This window comes from Streptomyces sp. NPDC107654, from assembly GCF_055639035.1.
This window is the reverse complement of sequence record NZ_JBVKBI010000011.1, coordinates 185289-202183: the sequence shown is the minus strand read 5'-3', so window position 1 is coordinate 202183 and position 16895 is coordinate 185289. Positions and strand designations below refer to the sequence as shown.

Below are 16895 nucleotides of genomic sequence, written 5' to 3'. Positions count from 1 at the left end.
GCGGTCCCCGCCGGGACCCGGTTCGGCGCCGCGCCGTCAGAGGCGGGACAGCTCGTCCACCAGGTCGTCCAGGCCCAGGGAACCCTGGGACAGGGCCGCCATGTGCCAGGCCTTCAGGTCGAAGGCGTCGCCGTGCCGCTCCCGGGCCTTCTCCCGGCCCAGCAGCCACGCCCGCTCGCCGAGCTTGTAGCCGATCGCCTGGCCCGGGATCGTCAGGTACCGGGTCAGCTCGCTCTCCACGTAGTCCGCCGGCCGGCTGCTGTGCAGGCCGACGAACTCCTCGGCCAGCTCCGGTGTCCACCGCTCACCGGGGTGGAACGGCGAGTCCGCCGGGATCTCCAGCTCCAGGTGCATGCCGATGTCCACGATCACCCGGGCCGCCCGCATCATCTGCGCGTCCAGGTAGCCGAGCCGCTCCTCCGGGTCCGTGAGGTAGCCCAGCTCGTCCATCAGCCGCTCCGCGTACAGCGCCCAGCCCTCCGCGTTGGCGCTGACCCCGCCGATCGTCGCCTGGTAGCGGGAGAGGTCCTCGGCCACGTGCGCCCACTGCGCGAGCTGGAGGTGGTGGCCGGGCACACCCTCGTGGTACCAGGTCGACACCAGGTCGTAGACCGGGAAGCGGGTCAGGCCCATCGTGGGCAGCCAGGTGCGGCCCGGCCGGGAGAAGTCCTCCGACGGCGGCGTGTAGTAGGGGGCCGCCGCGCCACCGGGCGGGGCGATGCAGGACTCCACCCTGCGCACCCGCTCGGCGAGGTCGAAGTGGGTGCCGTCCAGTTCCGCGATCGCCCTGTCCATCAGGCCCTGGAGCCACTCCCGGACCTCGTCCACGCCCTCGATGTGCCGGCCGTGCTCGTCCAGGTGGGCGAGTGCCGCCCACGGCGTCGCGGCGCCGGGCAGGATCCTCTCCGCCTCCTTCCGCATCTCGCCGAGGATGCGGTGGAACTCCGCCCAGCCGTACGCGTACGCCTCGTCCAGGTCGAGGTCCGTGCCGTTGAAGTAGCGGGCCCAGCGCGCGTACCGCTCCCGGCCGACCACGTTCGGGGCGCCCTCGATCGCCGGCGCGTACACGTCCCGCAGCCAGTCCCGCAGCTCCACCAGGGCGGTGGTCGCGGTCCGCGCGGCCTCGTCCAGCTCGGCGCGCAGCGCCTCCGGGCCCGCGGCGGCGAAGTCCTCGAACCAGCCGCGCCCCTCGCCGTCCGTGTCCGTCCACTCGGTGAGCTGGCCGATGTAGGTCTCCGTCGGCCGGGGCGCCGCGAACAGCTCGCGCTCCAGGCCGAGTTCGAGTGACGCACGGTAGCCCGCGAGCGCGCCCGGGACCGCGCGCAGGCGCTGCGCGATCGCCGCCCAGTCCTCCTCCGTCTCCGCCGGGGTGACGGTGAAGATCTCCCGGACCGCGTGGCCGGGCGTGTCCATGTTGCCGATCCGGCGCAGGTGCTCCTCCGCGTCGTGCACGGCGAGTTCGGCGGTCAGCCGCTCCCGCAGCAGCCGGCCGCAGCGCCGCTCCACGTCGCTGTCCGCACCGGGTTGCCGTTCCGCCTCGTCCAGCCTGGCGAGCGTGGCCCGCGCCAGCTCCGCCAGGGCCTCCTGACCGGCCGGCGAGTAGTCGGGGAGCCTGCTCGAACTCTCCTTCACACCGAGGTACGTACCGGTGACCGGGTCGAGGGCGATGAGGTCGTCGACATAGGCGTCGGCGACCTGGCGGGGCAGCGGGATCTGGGTCTCAGACATGCGGCCCATCCTCGTACGCGGAGGATCACCGCGTCACCCGCGTTTGCCGGGATTCAGCTCTGGGCGTGGCCGGGCGGCAGCAGCGGCCCGCACTCCCACTGCTGGAAGATCAGCCGGGTCTCCACCCGGGCCACCTCGCGCCGGGCGGTGAACTCGTCCAGCACCAGCCGCTGGAGGTCGGCCATGTCCGCGACGGCCACATGCACCAGGTAGTCGTCGGGACCGGTCAGATGGAACACCGTCCGTGCCTCCGGCAGCGCCCGGATCCGCTCCACGAACGGGCCCACCAGCTCCCGCCGGTGCGGTCGTACCTGCACGGACAGCAGCGCCTGGAGGCCGCGCCCGAGCTTGGCGGGATCCAGCCGCAGCCGGTGGCCGAGGATCACACCCGAGCGGCGCAGCCGGGTCACCCGGTCCAGGCAGGTCGACGGCGCCACGCCCACCTGGGCGGCGAGGTCGCGGTAGGTGATCCGGGCGTCGTTCTGCAACAGCCGCAGCAGATGCAGATCGACCGGATCCAGTACGACGGATTCGGCCACTGGCCGAACGTAGCACGGCGTTCGATCCCCGAGAACCGTTCGATGTTCACCCTTCCCGCCATGGACATTTCGAGCCTGAGTGACTACGACGGAGTAGGCACCGCACCGAGAGCGCTGGCCACCGAGGCCGTGCACGCCGGCCGTGACGACCTCGCCCGCCAGGGCCTGCACGCCCCGCCGATCGACCTGTCCACCACCTACCCCTCCTACGACAGCCGCACCGAGGCCGCCCGCATCGACGCCTTCGCCACCGACGGCGCCGACCCCGTGGGGCCACCGGTCTACGGCCGTCTCGGCAACCCGACCGTCGCCCGCTTCGAGACCGCGCTCGCCCGCCTGGAGGGCACCGAGTCCGCCGTCGCCTTCGCCAGCGGCATGGCCGCCCTCAGCGCCGTCCTCCTCGCCCGGTCCGCCATGGGCCTGCGCCACGTGGTCGCCGTACGGCCGCTGTACGGCTGCAGCGACCATCTGCTCACCGCCGGCCTGCTCGGCACGGAGGTCACCTGGACCGACCCGGCCGGCATCGCCGACGCGCTGCGCCCGGACACCGGCCTGGTGATGGTCGAGTCCCCGGCCAACCCGACCCTCGCCGAACTCGACCTGCGGGCGATCGCCCACGCCTGCGGTTCGGTGCCGCTGCTCGCCGACAACACCTTCGCCACGCCCGTGCTCCAGCGCCCGGCAGAGCAGGGTGCCCGGATGGTGCTGCACAGCGCCACCAAGTACCTCGGCGGCCATGGCGACGTGCTGGCCGGGGTGGTCGCCTGTGACGAGGAGTTCGCGGGCCGGCTGCGGCAGATACGTTTCGCCACCGGGGGAGTCCTGCATCCGCTGGCCGGCTACCTGCTGCTGCGCGGGCTGTCCACGCTCCCGGTGCGGGTGCGGGCCGCCTCCGCGAACGCCGCCGAGCTGGCCCGCCGGCTGGCCGCCGACCCGCGCGTGGCCCGGGTCCGCTATCCGCGGCTCGGTGGCGCGATGATCGCCTTCGAGGTGCACGGCGACCCGCACGAGGTGATCTCCCGCGTCCGCCTCGTCACCCCCGCGGTGAGCCTGGGCAGCGTCGACACGCTCATCCAGCATCCCGCGTCCATCAGCCACCGCATCGTGGACGCCGACGACCGGCGAGGGGCGGGCGTGAGCGACCGCCTGCTGCGGCTGTCGGTGGGCCTGGAGGACGCGGACGACCTCTGGGCGGACCTGGACCAGGCCCTGGGGGGCGTCCGGGAACGGCAGGTGACACCGCTGCGGGAGGCGGTGCGCTGAGGACGGGGCCCCGCGGGTCCGCCGCGTGGGGCCTGGTGGGGTGGTCGCGTGGGGTCCGGGGGTCGGTCGCGCGCGGCCCGGCGGGACGGTCGCGGGGCCCCGCAGCGCGGGAGACCGCCGGTGCGGGTCACCGGAGCGCGCGGTGCCGTGTCCGCGCGGGGCCGTCCCCGTGCGGTGGCTCCAGGCCGGGCGGAGAAGCCCCCGCTGCGGCCCGCGGCAGCGGGGGCGGCCCAGGCGAAGACGGCGTACAGGGTCATGGCCGGCGTACAGGGTCATGGCGCTGCACCGGCTACGGGCCGGGCGCCAAGCGGCCTCAGGCCGGGCGGGGTACCGGGGTCGCCGGTGTCGTGTCCAGGCGGGCCGTGATCACCAGCGTGCCCTCCTCCACCTGGTAGTCCAGCGGGAGGCCGAGGCCGCGCATCGCGGCGACCATGCCCGTGTTGGACGCCTTGGTCACGGCGTACACGCTCGCGCAGCCGGCCTCCGCAGCCATGGCCACCAGCCGGCCGAGCAGCTCGCCGCCGACGCCCCGCCGCTGCCACTCGTCCTCGACCAGCAGCGCGACCTCGGTCTCGTCGCCGTCCCACAGCAGATGCCCGAGGCCGACGATCCGTCCCGAGGCGGTCTGCGCGGCGAGCGTCCGGCCGAACCGGGGGCTGAGCAGGTGGTTCAGATAGCGGTCCGCGTCGCCGACCGGGCCGTGGTAGCGCATGCCGAGGGTGTGCGGCGAGCACCGGTCGTGCATCGCCCGGGCCGCGGCCAGGTCCCCGGTGTCCACCCGGCGCACGGTGATGTCGTTGCCCTCGGGCAGGGTCAGCACGTCCTGGCCGTCGGGGATCCGCGGCCCGAGCCGGCCGTCCAGCTCCACCAGCGCCCGGGCGCGGGCGAACTCGGCGGGGGTGAACGGGAGGTACGGCCGCTCCACGGTGAGCACGCCGCCCTCGGGCGCCGGCAGCCGCATCACGGTGTCCTCCAGCACGCCCTCGACCGGCACCGGTGCCGGCCCACGGCCGCCGCCGGCCGGTGCGCCGGGCAGGGAACGGATGGTGCAGCGGCCCAGCAACTGGCGCAGGGCCAGAGGGAGTTCGGAGGTGTCCAGGGCGGTGCGGGCGGCCAGGCCGAGCACCCGGGTGGGCACGTCGACCAGGTCGTGGGCGTCGGCCCGCTCGATCCAGGTGGCCGTACCCCCGGCCGACGCGACCGCCCGCGTGATCCCGGCCGCCGGGAGCGCGCCCGGCGCCCGCAGCAGGAACTCGTCCACCGTGCCGTCGGCCAGCGGGTGCGTCTGCAGGCTCAGGATGTCCACCCGCCGTCCGGCGAGCGCCGCGCACAGGGCGGCCAGCGAACCCGGCTCGTCCTTCACCGTCGTCCGCATCCGCCACAGCGTGCCGGGGTCCTCGCAGGTGCCGTCCTCACCGTCGGCGGGCTGCCCGGCCGGCCGCGTCTCGGCGGCCGGCCGGGCACCGGTATCGCTCACCGGCGGGGCGTGTCCGTGGCGGCGTGACCACCACACGTGGAATCCCGCCGTCGCGGCCAGCACGACGGCCGAGATCACCAGCAGGGCCGGGCCGTCCGGTCCGTGCCCGATCAGGTTCGCCACCGCGTCCGCGACGGCCACGGCGGTGAAGAGCGCGGCGAGTTCGACGACGTCCCGCCGCCAGTGGTGCACGGGCCGTCCGTGCCTGGCCCGGGTCACATCAGGCATGTCTGGAGTCATGCAACCACTGTGGAGGAACGGTGTTGCGTGATCACGAACTGATTGTGACCGATGGGTAAAGCATGCTCCGCCCCTTTTGTTGCACTTTCCATGGTTGACCTCCTGACGGGTCCTACTGACCGACGCGGCCCGGCTGCAGGGTCTGCGTGAACAGCACGGCGCCGTCCTGCTCCCGCAGCCGTACCGTCAGCTCCCCGCTCTCCCCGTCGATGTCGACCTCGCCGAAGAACTGGTAGCCACCCGCGGGCGAGACGTTCGACGCGGTCGGCGCCTTCACGAACACCCGCTCCGGGCCGAAGGTGCCGTCCAGCGCGCTCGCCGGGAAGGCGCCCGCGTTCAGCGGCCCGGAGACGAACTCCCAGAACGGCTCGAAGTCGGTGAACGCGGCCCGGGACGGCTGGTAGTGCTGGGCGGAGGTGTGGTGCACGTCCGCCGTCAGCCACAGCGTGCCGGTGATCCGCCGGTGTTTGACGAACCGCAGCAGCTCGGCGATCTGCAGCTCCCGTCCGAGCGGCGCCCCCGGATCGCCCTGCGCCACCGCCTCGAAGTTCGGCCTGCCCTCCGTCGAGTCCGGTACGACGAGACCGAGCGGCATGTCGGCGGCGATCACCTTCCACACCGCGCGCGAACGGGCCAGCTCCCACTTGAGCCACTCCAGCTGCTCCCGGCCGAGGATGCCCTGCGGGTCGGTCGTCCGGTCGTCGGGGGAGTTGGCGTTGCGGTACGTGCGCATGTCGAGCACGAACACGTCCAGCAGCGGGCCCTGGCGCAGCACCCGGTAGACCCGGCCCTCCCTCGTGCCCGGACGCAGGGTGGACAGGGGGAAGTACTCGGTGAACGCCCGCCGGGCGCGCGCCGCGAGGACGTCGACGCTCTTCTCGGTGTAGCGGGTGTCGGTCGAGGCGATCACCTCGCCCGGGTACCAGTTGTTGCGCACCTCGTGGTCGTCCCACTGGACGACCGAGGGCACCTGGGCGTTGAACCGGCGGAGGTTGGCGTCGAGCAGGTTGTAGCGGAAGTTGCCCCGGTACTCGGCGAGGGTCTCGGCGACCTTCGACTTCTCCTCGGTGGTGATGTTCCGCCAGGTACCGCCGCCGGGCAGCGCCTGGGTGGCGGTGATGGGACCGTCGGCGTAGACGGTGTCGCCGCTGCACAGGAAGAAGTCCGGGTCCAGCTTCGCCATGGCGTCGTAGATGCGGTAGCCGCCGAGGCCCGGGTTGATGCCCCAGCCCTGTCCGGCCAGGTCGCCCGACCACAGGAACCGCACGCCGTCCCGGCGGCGCCGGGAGACGGTGCGGAAGGTGCCGGTCACGGGCTCGCCGGTGCGGCGCGGGTCGTCCGGGTCGGCGAGCAGCACCGGTAGTGGATCTGCTCGCCGGAGGGCAGGCCGTGCAGCCGGGTGGTGCCGGTGAAGTCCGTGCCGGCGCCGAGCAGCGGGCCGTACCGGCGGCGCGGGTCGCGGAAGGACTCGGTGGCCGAGGTCTCCACGATCATCCGGGCCGGCCGGTCCGAACGCACCCACACCAGAGCGGAGTCGGCGGTCACGTCACCGGTCTGCACGCCCCAGCCGGCCTCCGGGCGTCCGGAGCGGGCGAACGCCGGGGCCGCGCCGAGGCCCACGGGCAGGGTCAGGGCCGCCGACGCGGCGAGGGAGCCGCGCAGGACGCTGCGGCGGCCGGGGAGCGGACGGTGGGACATGGCTGCGCCTCCAGGGACGGGATCCGGCCAGTGTGCAGAGCCACACCTACGGGGGCGCCGAGGCGCGCACGCGAACCGGAAGTGAACTCCAGTCGCCTGGACGACGGTCAGGGGCGGTCAGGGGCGATCAGGAACAGTCGGGGGCGGTCATGGGTGGTCGGAGTTCGTGAGAGGCGGCCGGGACGGTCCGGAGGAGGTCAGCGGCTGCCGTCCAGGATGACGCGCGCGACCAACGCCGGGTCGTCGTTCATCGGGCAGTGGCCGCAGCCGGGCAGCCGGACCAGCCGGGCGTGCGGGATCAGCTGCTTGGCGCGGACGCCCTGGCGGCGCACCAGGATCCGGTCCCGGGTGCCCCAGGCCACCGTGACCGGCAGGCCCGGCAGGTCGTCGGTGAAACGGACGGTGCCGCCCGCCCGCAGGGTCGCCCCGAAGCCGGCGGCCCCGACGAGCGCGAGTGTCTCGGCGACCACCGCCTCCGGCGAACGGCGCCCGGGACGGGCGTAGATGGTGCTGGTCAGCGCCGTACGGCCGGCCGCCGTACGGGACAGCCGCCGTACCAAGGGCAGCGGCAGCCGCCGGGCGATCCCGCGCATCGCGAGCAGCACCGCGAAGGCGTACCGCCGCTCGGCCTCCGACCAGAAACCGGCCGGGGACAGGGCGGTCACGGACCGTACGAGCTTCTCCCGGCCGAGCTCCAGGGCGAGCAGCCCGCCCAGCGAGTTGCCGGCGACGTGCGGGCGGTCCAGCTCCAGCGCCTCGAACAGGGCGCCGAGGACGGCGTTGGTGGTGGGCAGGTCGTAGGCCAGGCCGTCCGGCAGCGCCGGGGACGCGCCGAAGCCCGGCAGGTCGACGGCGATCACCTCGCGCTCGGTGGCCAGGATGTCCACGACCGGGTCCCAGGCCTGCCGGTGATGGCCGATGCCGTGCAGCAGGACCAGCGGTTCGCCGCGGCCCACGCGCGCGTAGGACACGGTGACGTCGCCGGGGCCGTGCGGGGCGGGGACCGGGAAGGAGACGGTGGCGGACATGGGGTGCTCCTCGTCTGGGCTGCTGACGGACGCCGTAGACAGCTTGTCAGCAATTACTACCGACGGGTAGCCCTTGGGGTGCCGGCACTCGGTCCGCCCTTCAACGCGCCCGGCGCACCTCGATGTTGAAGTCGGCGTCCCCGAAGCGGCGGAACAGGGTGAGCCACAGCGGCAGATACATCTCCACCGCCCGCGCCGACCGGATCCCGCCGAGGTCCAGCACCCGCCCGGCCGGCCAGCCGAACTCCCCGAGCAGCGCCGTCACCTGCTCCTTGGCCCCGGCGTCGTCCCCGCACACGAACAGCTGGTGCTCGCCCGGCACCCGCCCCGGATCCACCATCACCCGGCAGTTGACCGTGTTCAGCGCCTTCACCACGCGCGCCTGCGGGAACGCCCGCTGGATCCGCTCGCCCACGCTGTCCGACTCCACCGGGTCCAGTCGCGGCTGCCCGTCCTCGAACGCCAGCGGATTGGAGACGTCCACCAGCACCTTGCCGTCCAGGTGCTCCGCGCCCGCCGCCCGCAGCGCGTCCAGCGTCACCCGGCCGCCCACCGCGCTCACCACCACCTCACCCGCGGCCGCCGCGTCCGCGAACGTCCCCGCGTGGGCCCGCCCGGCCTCGGCCGTCGCCCACTCCACGGCCACCGGGTTGTCCCGGGTGCGCGAACCGAGGGTCACCTCGTGACCCAGCTCCAGCAGCCGGCCGGCCAGGGTACGGCCCACCTCGCCCGTGCCCAGCACCCCGTACCGCATCGCCCACCTCACGGTCACCGGCCGCCGCCCGCCGGCGGTCCGCGGTCATTGTGATCCGTACCGCTCCTGGAGCCGGGCATTCCGGGTGGACAGCGCAGGGCGTGTCGGCTGGGATGGACCCGTGACCGCAGACCCAGCCACCGATGTCTTCGAAGAGCACCGGCCCCTGCTCACGGGGGTCGCCTACCGCATGCTCGGCCGGGTCGCCGACGCCGAGGACGTGGTCCAGGAGGCATGGCTGCGCTGGTACCAGGCCGACCGCACCGAGGTCCGCGAACCGCGCGCCTACCTGGTGCGCATCACCACCCGGCTGGCCATCGACCGGCTGCGCCAGGTGCAGTCGCGCGGAGAGGCGTACGTCGGGCCGTGGCTGCCCGAGCCGTACCTCACCGAATTCGCCGACACCGCCCCCGACTCCGCGGACCGCGCGGTACTCGCCGACACGGTCTCCCTGGCCGTCCTGGTCGTCCTGGAGTCGCTGTCCCCGCTGGAGCGGGCCGTGTTCGTGCTCCGGGAGGCCTTCGGCTACCCGTACGCCGAGATCGCCGCGCTGCTCGACCGCGCCGAGCCGGCGGTACGGCAGCTCGCCGGGCGGGCCCGCCGGCACGTGGCCGAACGGCGCCCGCGGTACGAGGTCGACCCCGCCCGGCGCCGCGACCTGACCCAGCGTTTCCTCGCCGCCGCGGCCGAGGGCGACCTGGCGGGGCTGATGTCCCTGCTCGCCCCGGACGTCCGGCTGGTCGGCGACAGCGGCGGCAAGGCCAAGGCACCGCTGCGCACCCTGCACACCGCCGACAAGGTCGCCCGCTTCCTCATCGGCGCCGCGCGCAAGCTCCCGGCCGGGCTGTCCGTCCAGCCCCTGGAGGTCAACGGCGGCCCCGCCGCGCTGGTCCTCGTCGACGACAAGCCCGACAGTCTCTTCCAGGTGGACATCGCCGACGGCCGCGTCACCGCCGTCTACGTCGTCCGCAACCCGGACAAGCTCCGGCACCTCACCGGCGGCTGAACCGGCGAGGGGGCGCCACCGCCCCCTCGCGCCCACTCCGCACCCTCGCGCCCGCGCCGGCCCCTGGAATCCGCCGTGTGACGGGGGCTTTGCCGTGCCGTCACCCGCTGCGCCGCCCGCGAACGCCTCGTGAACGCTCCGTGGCGGGGCGCCCGTGCGTTCGGGCGGGGATCGACGATTGGTCTTGACCAAGGGTGACGGCCGCCCTATGGTCGCAGAGAAGTGCAACAACCTTTAATAAACAAGGGCGCCAAAAACCGCCGGACCACGGCTCTTGCGGAGGACAGGGTGGGGACCACGCAGCTGGAATCGGTACCGGAACCGAAGTACTGGCATCTGAAGACCGTGCTCACCGAGGCACTGGACTCCGAGTTCTCGGTCGGCGAGATCCTGCCCAACGAGCGTGACCTCGCGGCCCGTTTCGGCGTGGCCCGCGCCACGCTCCGACAGGCCCTCGAACAGCTGGAGCTGGAGGGCCGGCTGCAGCGCCGCCGTGGGGTCGGCACGACCGTCGCGCCGCCGCGCGTCGGTGTGTCCGTCGGCACCGAGCAGCACGCCTGGCCCGGCACCGCCGGAGACGCCTGGCAGCCCGTCGACAGCGACCAGGCGACACCGCCCGCGGCCGTCGCCGGCGCCCTGGAGACCGCCCCGGACGAGACCGTCCACACCGTCCGCCGCACCCGCATGTCCCACGGCCAGCAGGTCGCCACGGAACTGCTCTACATCCCGGCGGCCTCGGTGCCCGGCCTCACCGCGATCGACGCCCCGTCCGGCGCGGCACGCGCGCGTGCGGTGCTGCGCGAACTGCAGCACCTGCCGCTGGAGGGCGAGGACCGCGCCGTCGAACTCGGCTCCGCCCGCGCGGACGACGCCAGGGAACTCGACCGGCTCCCCGGCTCGCCCGTCCTCGTCGTCACCACCCGTTTCTTCGCCCAGGGCCGCACGGCGGCACTCTCGGTGGCGACGTACCGGGCCGACACCTGCCGGCTGACCTTCGGCGAATCGGCGGGAGTGGAGATACACCACGACCCGGAGCAGCGCGCCTCCTGAATACCCGGGCACCCCGCCGCTCCCGACGGGACGGCGGGGCGACGCTCCCTGTGCCGTCGTCTGCGTGCCGTCATCTGCGTGCCGTCGTCTGTGTGCCGTCGTCTGTGTGCCGTCGTCCGTGTGCCGTCGTCCGCGTGCTGTCATCCGCAGCCGCACCCGCGGTCCGTCACCTGCGGCCGGTCACCTGCGGCCGGTCACCTGCGGCCGGTCACCTGCGGCCGGTCGTCCGCGGCCGGTCACCTGCGGCCGGGCATCCGCGGTCCGTCACCGACGGCCCGTCACCGAGCCCTCCACGGCGAACAGCTGCTCCTCCACGTGGTCCAGGGCCAGCCGCAGCGCTCCCGTCGCCACGGCCGCCTCGCCCAGCACGGACAGCGCCACCCGGGGCGGCCGCAGGCAGTACCGGGCCAGTTCCCGCCGCAGCGGCTCCAGGACTCCGTCCAGGCCCGCCGCCCAGCCGCCGATCACCACCAGCTCCGGGTCGAGCGCCAGCACCAGCGCGGCGACGTCGTGCACGAGCCGCTGGATGAACCGCTCGACGGCCGCCCGGGCCCGCCGGTCACCCTTGCGCGCCAGCGCGAACACCTCGGCGACCGCCTGCTCGTCCAGCGGGTGCAGCGGCTCGTCGGTGGTGGACAGCAGCGCCTCCGGCGTGGCCTCCCGGCCCAGCAGGTGCAGCGCGCCGATCTCCCCCGCCGCCCCGCCGTAACCCCGGTGCAGCCGTCCCCCGATCAGTGAACCGGCCCCCGGGCTCAGCCCGGCCAGGACGAACACCACGTCGTCCGTCTCGGTCGCCGCGCCCTTCCAGTGCTCGGCCACGGCCGCCGCGTTGGCGTCGTTCTCCACCAGCACCGGACAGCGGAAGGAACGGCTCAGCCGCTCCCCGAGCCGCAGCCCGGTCCACTGCGGCAGGGCCGTGCTCAGCCGTACCGTGCCGTCGGCCTCCACGATGCCCGGTGTGCCCACGCCCACCGCCCGCAACGAGCCGCGCGCCACCCCGGCCCGGCGCAGCAGCTCGGCGACCGCACCGCGCAGCCGGTCGAGCCGCTCGTCCGCCGGGGCCTTCTCGTCGACCTCCTTGGCCTGCGCGCCCAGCACCCGCCCGTCCAGGTCGGACAGGAGCGCGGCGACCCGGTGCGGCCCGATCTCCAGCCCCAGCAGATGCCCCGCCTCGGCCCGGAACCGGAACCGCCGGGCGGGCCGCCCCTGCCGGCGGGCGCCGCCGTCGTCGTCCGCCGCCTCCACCACCAGCCCGCCCTCGATGAGCCCTTCCACGACCCCCTCGACGGTCGGCCGGGACAGTCCGGTGACGCGGGTGATCTCGGTGAGCGTCGCGCAGTCCGTGGCGCGCAGCGCGTGCAGCACCACCGCGGAATTGATCCTTCGCAGCAGCGAGGGATCGCCGCCGGTCAGCTGCCCCACCGTCCGTCCTCCCAGCTCGCGGGCGTGTTGGCCGGATCGTACTCGGCCCGGTCCGCCCCGGCGAGTGCCGGGTTCGGCCCGCGGGCCGGGTCCTTCGGTCACCCCGGTTCCACGAAACCGGACTCGTAGGCCGCGATCACCGCCTGGGTGCGGTCCCGCGCGCCGAGCTTGGCCAGCACGGCGCTCACATGCGACTTCACCGTCTCCGCGCCCACGAACAGCCGCGCGGCGATCTCGGCGTTCGACAGACCCCGGGTCATCAGCCGCAGCACCTCCGCCTCCCGCTCGGTCAGCCCGGCCCGCTCCAGCGCGGCCCGCGCCGGCCGGTCGCGGTCGCCGTACCGGGCGGCGAGACGCCGTACGGAGGCCGGGAACAACAGCGACTCGCCCTCCGCGGCCAGCCGCACCGCGTGCACGATCTCGGCCGGACGGGCCCGCTTCAGCAGGAACCCGTCGGCGCCCGCACGCAGCGCCTCGTACACGTACTCGTCGTCCTCGAAGGTGGTCACGACGAGGATCCTCGGCGGCTCCGGCACCGTGCGCAGCACCGCGCGCGTGGCCTCGATCCCGTCCATCAGCGGCATCCGCACGTCCATGGCCACCACGTCCGGCCGCAGTCGCCGTACGAGCGGGATGACCGCCGCGCCGTCGGCCGCCTCGCCCACCACCTCGATGTCGGGCTGCGCCTCCAGCACGGCCCGCAGGCCCGCGCGGACCAGGGGTTCGTCGTCGACGAGGAGTACGGTGACCGGCATCCGGCCAGCCTAGATCAGCCGAGCGGCAGCTCCGCGCGCACCTGCCAGTCGCCCTCGTCCGGACCGGTCCGGGCGGTGCCGCCGAGCAGCGCCGCCCGCTCCCGTATGCCGCGCAGGCCGCTGCCCCGCCCGGAGCCGGGCATCGCCCCGGGAAGCGGGTTGCGGACCTCCAGGGTGAGCAGCCCGCCGGTGACCTCGACCCGGACCCGGACGGGCACCGCTCCCGCGTGCCGCAGCACATTGGTGAGCGCCTCCTGGAGGATGCGGTGGCCCTCGCGGGACACCGGGCCGGGCACGGCCTCGAGGGGTCCCGTCACCTCGGCGTCGACCTTGGCGCCGGAGGCCCGCGCCGACTGCAGCAGCCGGCCGGCGTCGGCCAGCGTCGGCCGCGCGCTCACCGGCCGCTCCGTCTCCCGCAGCACGCCCAGGACCCGCTCCAAGTCCTCCAGCGCGGCCCGGCCGGTCTCCTCGATGGCGCTCAGCGCCCGGGCGGTGAACTCCGGATCGCCCGCCGCGCGCGCGGCACCCGCCTGCACCACCGCCACCGTCAGCGCGTGCCCGATCGAGTCGTGCAACTCCCGGGCCATCCGGGTGCGTTCCAGCAGGTGCTCGGTGCGCTCCTCCAGCGCGGCCAGCCGCTCGGCCGACGACGGCCCGAGGAGCCGGCGCGCGGTGGCCGTGACCAGCTCGCCGAGCCCGACGACCACGCCGTACAGGGCGAGCAGCGGCAGCGGCGCCAGCAGGGCCCAGGCGGGGTGCGGCGGCAGCCGGTCCAGCAGCGGGGCCCCGGCCGGCGCACCGCCCCAGGCGCACCGCACCAGTTCGAAGCAGAGGACGGGCAGCCACACCGAGGCGAAAGCGGCCGCGCCGCCGAGCAGCATGCGCAACTCCAGCCACAGCACCGTACGCAGCCGGTCCCGCCAGGTGGCCGCCCGCGTCTGCGAGATGCCCGGCTCCGGCTCGCCCGGCGTGAGCAGCAGCAGCGCCTGCGCCCCCTCGCCCCGCCGCACCGCGGGCACGAGGCCGAGCGGGAGGAGCAGCAGCGCGGGCACCCAGGGGGTCGACGGGTCGACGAAGAGCCAGACGCTGACCACCAGCATCGGCACCCACAGATGCAGCAGGCGCGTGTACGTCGTGCCGCGCAGCAGCGGGCGCAGGAGGCGGGCCATGACGTCATCGTCGCAGGCGGCACCGACAACGGCCCTCCCCCGCACGGGGGAGACGGTCCCCGCCGGCGGGGGAGGAGCCAAACGCCGTACCCGGCCAGGCTGTTGCCATGACCAGCATCGACGTACGAGACCTCACCAAGGAGTACGGCGGCCGGCGGGCCGTGGACCGCCTCACCTTCCGCGTGCACCCCGGCCGGGTCACCGGCTTCCTCGGCCCCAACGGCGCCGGCAAGTCCACGACCTTCCGCCTCGTCCTCGGGCTCGACCGGCCCACCGCCGGCACCGCCACCGTCGGCGGCCAGTCCTACGCGGGCCTGCGCGACCCCCTGCGCCGGGTGGGTGCCCTGCTCGACGCCCGCGCCGCGCACGGCTCCCGCACCGCCCGCGACCACCTGCTCGCCCTCGCCGCGAGCAACCGCATCCCGGCCCGCCGGGTCGACACCGCCCTGGAGGAGACCGGCCTCGCCGCCGTGGCCCGGCGCCGGGTACGGACGTACTCCCTCGGCATGCGCCAGCGGCTCGGCATCGCCGCCGCCCTCCTCGGCGACCCGGAGGCCGTGCTGCTCGACGAACCCGCCAACGGCCTCGACCCCGAGGGCATCGTGTGGATCCGCGCCCTGCTGCGCCGGCTCGCCGCCGAGGGACGTACGGTCCTGGTCTCCAGCCACCTCATGGGCGAGACCGCCGCCTTCGCCGACCACCTGCTGATCCTCGGCCGGGGCCGCCTGCTGGCCGACACACCCGTCCAGGACTTCGTCCAGGCGCGCGTACAGCCCCGCGTCCGCGTCCGCACCACCGACCCCGCCGCCCTCGGCGACCTCCTCGCCCGGCACGGCCACGACGGCTCCCGCGCCGAGGACGGGACGTGGACCGTACGGCACGCGCGCGTGGACGACCTCGGCCGGCTGATGTCGGAGGCGGGCGTCCCCGTCCTGGAACTCGCCGCCCAGGAGGCCACCCTGGAGGAGGCCTACCTCGATCTGACCGCGGCCGAAGCCGAGTTCACCGCTCACCAGGAGGCCTGACCATGCCGTTCGCGCCCGTGCTCCACGCAGAGTGGATCAAGATCCGTTCGCTGCGCTCCCTGGTGGGCGCCCTCGCCGCGATCCTCGTCGCCACCGCCCCGCCCGCGGCGCTCGCCTCGGCCGACGCCGACCCGCTGTTCTCGGTGTTCTTCGGCATCAGCTTCGGCCAGGTCGCCGCGATCGCCTTCGGTACGACGGCCGTCTCGTCGGAGTTCCGGGGCGGCGCGCTCCGGCTGACGCTGGCGGCCGTGCCCGACCGGGGGCGCTGGTTCGCCGCGAAGGCGACGGCGATCGCCCTGCCGGCGCTGGCCGTCGGGCTGCTCACCGGGTTCGTCACGCTCCTGGCGGGCAGGGCGGCCCTCGGCGGCTCCGCACCCGGCTGGGGCGAGGGCGTGCGCGGCGCGGTCGGCTGCGGCCTGCACCTGACGCTGATGGCGCTGTTCGCCGCCGGACTCGCGGCCGTGCTGCGCAGCGGGGCCGCGACCCTCTCGGTGCTGATCCCGTTCCTGCTGATCGTGTCCTTCGTGGTGGGCGACCTGTCCGGCGCCGCCGCCGACTTCCTCCCCGACCGGGCGGGCCAAGTGACCCTGCACAGCGGCTGGGACGGTGCCCTCGGCCCCTGGAGCGGACTCGCGGTGACCGCGCTGTGGACGGCGGCGGCCCTGGCGGCGGGCGGGTGGAGTGTCCGGCGCAGGGACGCCTGACGGCGGGCGGCGGCCTGACGGACCGCCAATTGTCAGTGCCCCCCGCTTTACTGGGGCCCATGGACATCGCGAAGTGCCTGGCCCTCATCGACCTGCTGTGCGCCCGGGAGTTCCCGGCGGCGTACGGCAGGACGGAGCACGGCGAGAGCGGGCCCGGCTATCACATAGCCGCTTTAGAGACGAGCGAGGACTTCTGGGACGACGACGGCAGCGCACGGGACGAGACGGAGGCGCAGGTCGAGGCCGACCGGGACGGCCTCGCCGAGCGGCTGGGGGAGCGGTGGGGCAGTCCGCAGCGGTTCAGCCTGTACAGCGTGCTCGACCGGAGCATGGCGGGCGAGGACCTCGCGGAGCCCTGGGCCGGGCTCAGCGGTCACGTCCCGGACGTCCACCTGTGGCGGGTGCCGGAGGCGGACCGCTGGGTCGCCCTCGGTGTCTCCCAGTGGGACAAGGAGCTGCCGTTTCAGCTGCTCGGGATAGTGACGGAGACCGACCCGCCGTGACCGGGCACGTCCGCCGCCTCCCGCAGCCGGGCGAACTCCTCCGCCATCGTCGCCGCCGTCCAGTGCGCGTTCAGCCCGCTGGGGTTGGGCAGCACCCACACCCGGGTCTCCCCGATGGTCCGCTCCTGCGGCCCGACCCGGGCCGTGCGGTCACCGAAGGCGGACCGGTACGCGGTCACCCCGACCACGGCCAGCCACCTCGGCCGCAGCCGCGTCACCTTCTCGGTCAGCAGCCGCCCGCCCTCGGCGTACTCCTCGGCGGTCAGCTCGTCCGCCCGCGCGGTGGCCCGCGCCACCACGTTGGTGATGCCGAGCCCGTAGGAGAGCAGCTCCCGCTGCTCGGCCGGCTTCAGCAGCCGGGGCGTGAAGCCGGACAGGTGCAGCACCGGCCAGAACCGGTTGCCGGGACGGGCGAAGTGGTGGCCGGTCGCGGCCGTCATCAGACCGGGGTTGATGCCGCAGAACAGCACGTGGAGACCGTCCGCGACCACGTCCGGGACGAGGCGGTCGCGGGCGGCCTCCAGGTCGGCCTTG

The 16895-nt window shown here is 74.6% G+C and carries 15 protein-coding genes and 1 pseudogene; 6 read left to right on the top strand and 10 right to left on the bottom strand.

Annotated features, from left to right (window positions below; all coding sequences use genetic code 11):
• Positions 1-36: 36 nt before the first annotated feature.
• Positions 37-1728 (bottom strand): DUF885 domain-containing protein, encoded by a 1692-nt coding sequence (locus ACZ7N4_RS21480; protein WP_471359953.1) that lies wholly within the window; start codon positions 1726-1728, stop codon positions 37-39.
• 53 nt (positions 1729-1781) lie between these two features.
• Positions 1782-2267 (bottom strand): Lrp/AsnC family transcriptional regulator, encoded by a 486-nt coding sequence (locus ACZ7N4_RS21475; RefSeq protein WP_356148846.1) that lies wholly within the window; start codon positions 2265-2267, stop codon positions 1782-1784.
• Between the two features lie 60 nt (positions 2268-2327).
• On the opposite strand from ACZ7N4_RS21475, the gene ACZ7N4_RS21470 reads away from it, so the two are divergent.
• Entirely contained in the window at positions 2328-3530 is a 1203-nt protein-coding gene (locus ACZ7N4_RS21470; protein WP_471359951.1) for a trans-sulfuration enzyme family protein, read from the top strand.
• A 313-nt stretch (positions 3531-3843) separates the two neighbouring features.
• Here the strand turns inward: ACZ7N4_RS21470 and ACZ7N4_RS21465 are convergent, their stop codons facing one another.
• The 4 genes and pseudogenes from ACZ7N4_RS21465 to ACZ7N4_RS21450 form a co-directional block, all read right to left on the bottom strand.
• Positions 3844-5247 carry a GNAT family N-acetyltransferase gene (locus ACZ7N4_RS21465; protein WP_471359949.1) on the bottom strand — a complete coding sequence of 468 codons (1404 nt, stop codon included), beginning with the start codon at positions 5245-5247 and terminating at the stop codon, positions 3844-3846.
• A gap of 112 nt (positions 5248-5359) precedes the next feature.
• Positions 5360-6945, bottom strand: a pseudogene (locus tag ACZ7N4_RS21460) (alkaline phosphatase D family protein).
• 197 nt (positions 6946-7142) lie between these two features.
• Complete coding sequence (locus ACZ7N4_RS21455) at positions 7143-7973, bottom strand: alpha/beta fold hydrolase (RefSeq protein ID WP_471359947.1); 831 nt, start codon at positions 7971-7973, stop codon at positions 7143-7145.
• Positions 7974-8073: 100 nt separating this feature from the next.
• Positions 8074-8727 carry an NADPH-dependent F420 reductase gene (locus ACZ7N4_RS21450; RefSeq protein ID WP_471359945.1) on the bottom strand — a complete coding sequence of 218 codons (654 nt, stop codon included), beginning with the start codon at positions 8725-8727 and terminating at the stop codon, positions 8074-8076.
• Between the two features lie 121 nt (positions 8728-8848).
• Between ACZ7N4_RS21450 and ACZ7N4_RS21445 the strand changes: the two genes are divergently transcribed.
• Entirely contained in the window at positions 8849-9733 is an 885-nt protein-coding gene (locus ACZ7N4_RS21445) for an RNA polymerase sigma-70 factor (RefSeq protein ID WP_471359943.1), read from the top strand.
• A gap of 288 nt (positions 9734-10021) precedes the next feature.
• Positions 10022-10783 carry a GntR family transcriptional regulator gene (locus ACZ7N4_RS21440; protein ID WP_471359941.1) on the top strand — a complete coding sequence of 254 codons (762 nt, stop codon included), beginning with the start codon at positions 10022-10024 and terminating at the stop codon, positions 10781-10783.
• A 264-nt stretch (positions 10784-11047) separates the two neighbouring features.
• Here ACZ7N4_RS21440 and ACZ7N4_RS21435 read toward each other — a convergent pair whose 3' ends face one another.
• From ACZ7N4_RS21435 to ACZ7N4_RS21425, 3 genes are all read right to left on the bottom strand, one after another.
• Positions 11048-12205, bottom strand: coding sequence for an ROK family transcriptional regulator (locus tag ACZ7N4_RS21435; RefSeq protein WP_471359939.1), 1158 nt, complete (start codon positions 12203-12205; stop codon positions 11048-11050).
• Positions 12206-12303: 98 nt separating this feature from the next.
• Entirely contained in the window at positions 12304-12960 is a 657-nt protein-coding gene (locus ACZ7N4_RS21430; protein WP_471359937.1) for a response regulator, read from the bottom strand.
• Between the two features lie 14 nt (positions 12961-12974).
• A complete protein-coding gene (locus ACZ7N4_RS21425; protein ID WP_471359935.1) occupies positions 12975-14129 on the bottom strand; it encodes a sensor histidine kinase in 1155 nt (384 codons plus the stop codon).
• 107 nt (positions 14130-14236) lie between these two features.
• Here ACZ7N4_RS21425 and ACZ7N4_RS21420 point away from each other — a divergent pair, with 107 nt between their 5' ends.
• Genes ACZ7N4_RS21420 through ACZ7N4_RS21410 form a run of 3 tightly spaced genes read left to right on the top strand, consistent with a single transcriptional unit; the run spans position 14237 to position 16361 of the window.
• Positions 14237-15154 carry an ATP-binding cassette domain-containing protein gene (locus ACZ7N4_RS21420; protein WP_471359934.1) on the top strand — a complete coding sequence of 306 codons (918 nt, stop codon included), beginning with the start codon at positions 14237-14239 and terminating at the stop codon, positions 15152-15154.
• 2 nt (positions 15155-15156) lie between these two features.
• Positions 15157-15858 (top strand): ABC transporter permease, encoded by a 702-nt coding sequence (locus ACZ7N4_RS21415; protein ID WP_471359932.1) that lies wholly within the window; start codon positions 15157-15159, stop codon positions 15856-15858.
• 59 nt (positions 15859-15917) lie between these two features.
• Positions 15918-16361, top strand: a complete 444-nt coding sequence (locus ACZ7N4_RS21410; RefSeq protein ID WP_471359930.1) for a hypothetical protein — start codon at positions 15918-15920, stop codon at positions 16359-16361.
• On the opposite strand, the gene mug is transcribed toward ACZ7N4_RS21410, so the two are convergent.
• Positions 16322-16852 (bottom strand): G/U mismatch-specific DNA glycosylase, encoded by a 531-nt coding sequence (gene mug / locus ACZ7N4_RS21405; protein ID WP_471359928.1) that lies wholly within the window; start codon positions 16850-16852, stop codon positions 16322-16324. The genes ACZ7N4_RS21410 and mug overlap by 40 nt on opposite strands.
• Between the last annotated feature and the right edge of the window lie 43 nt (positions 16853-16895).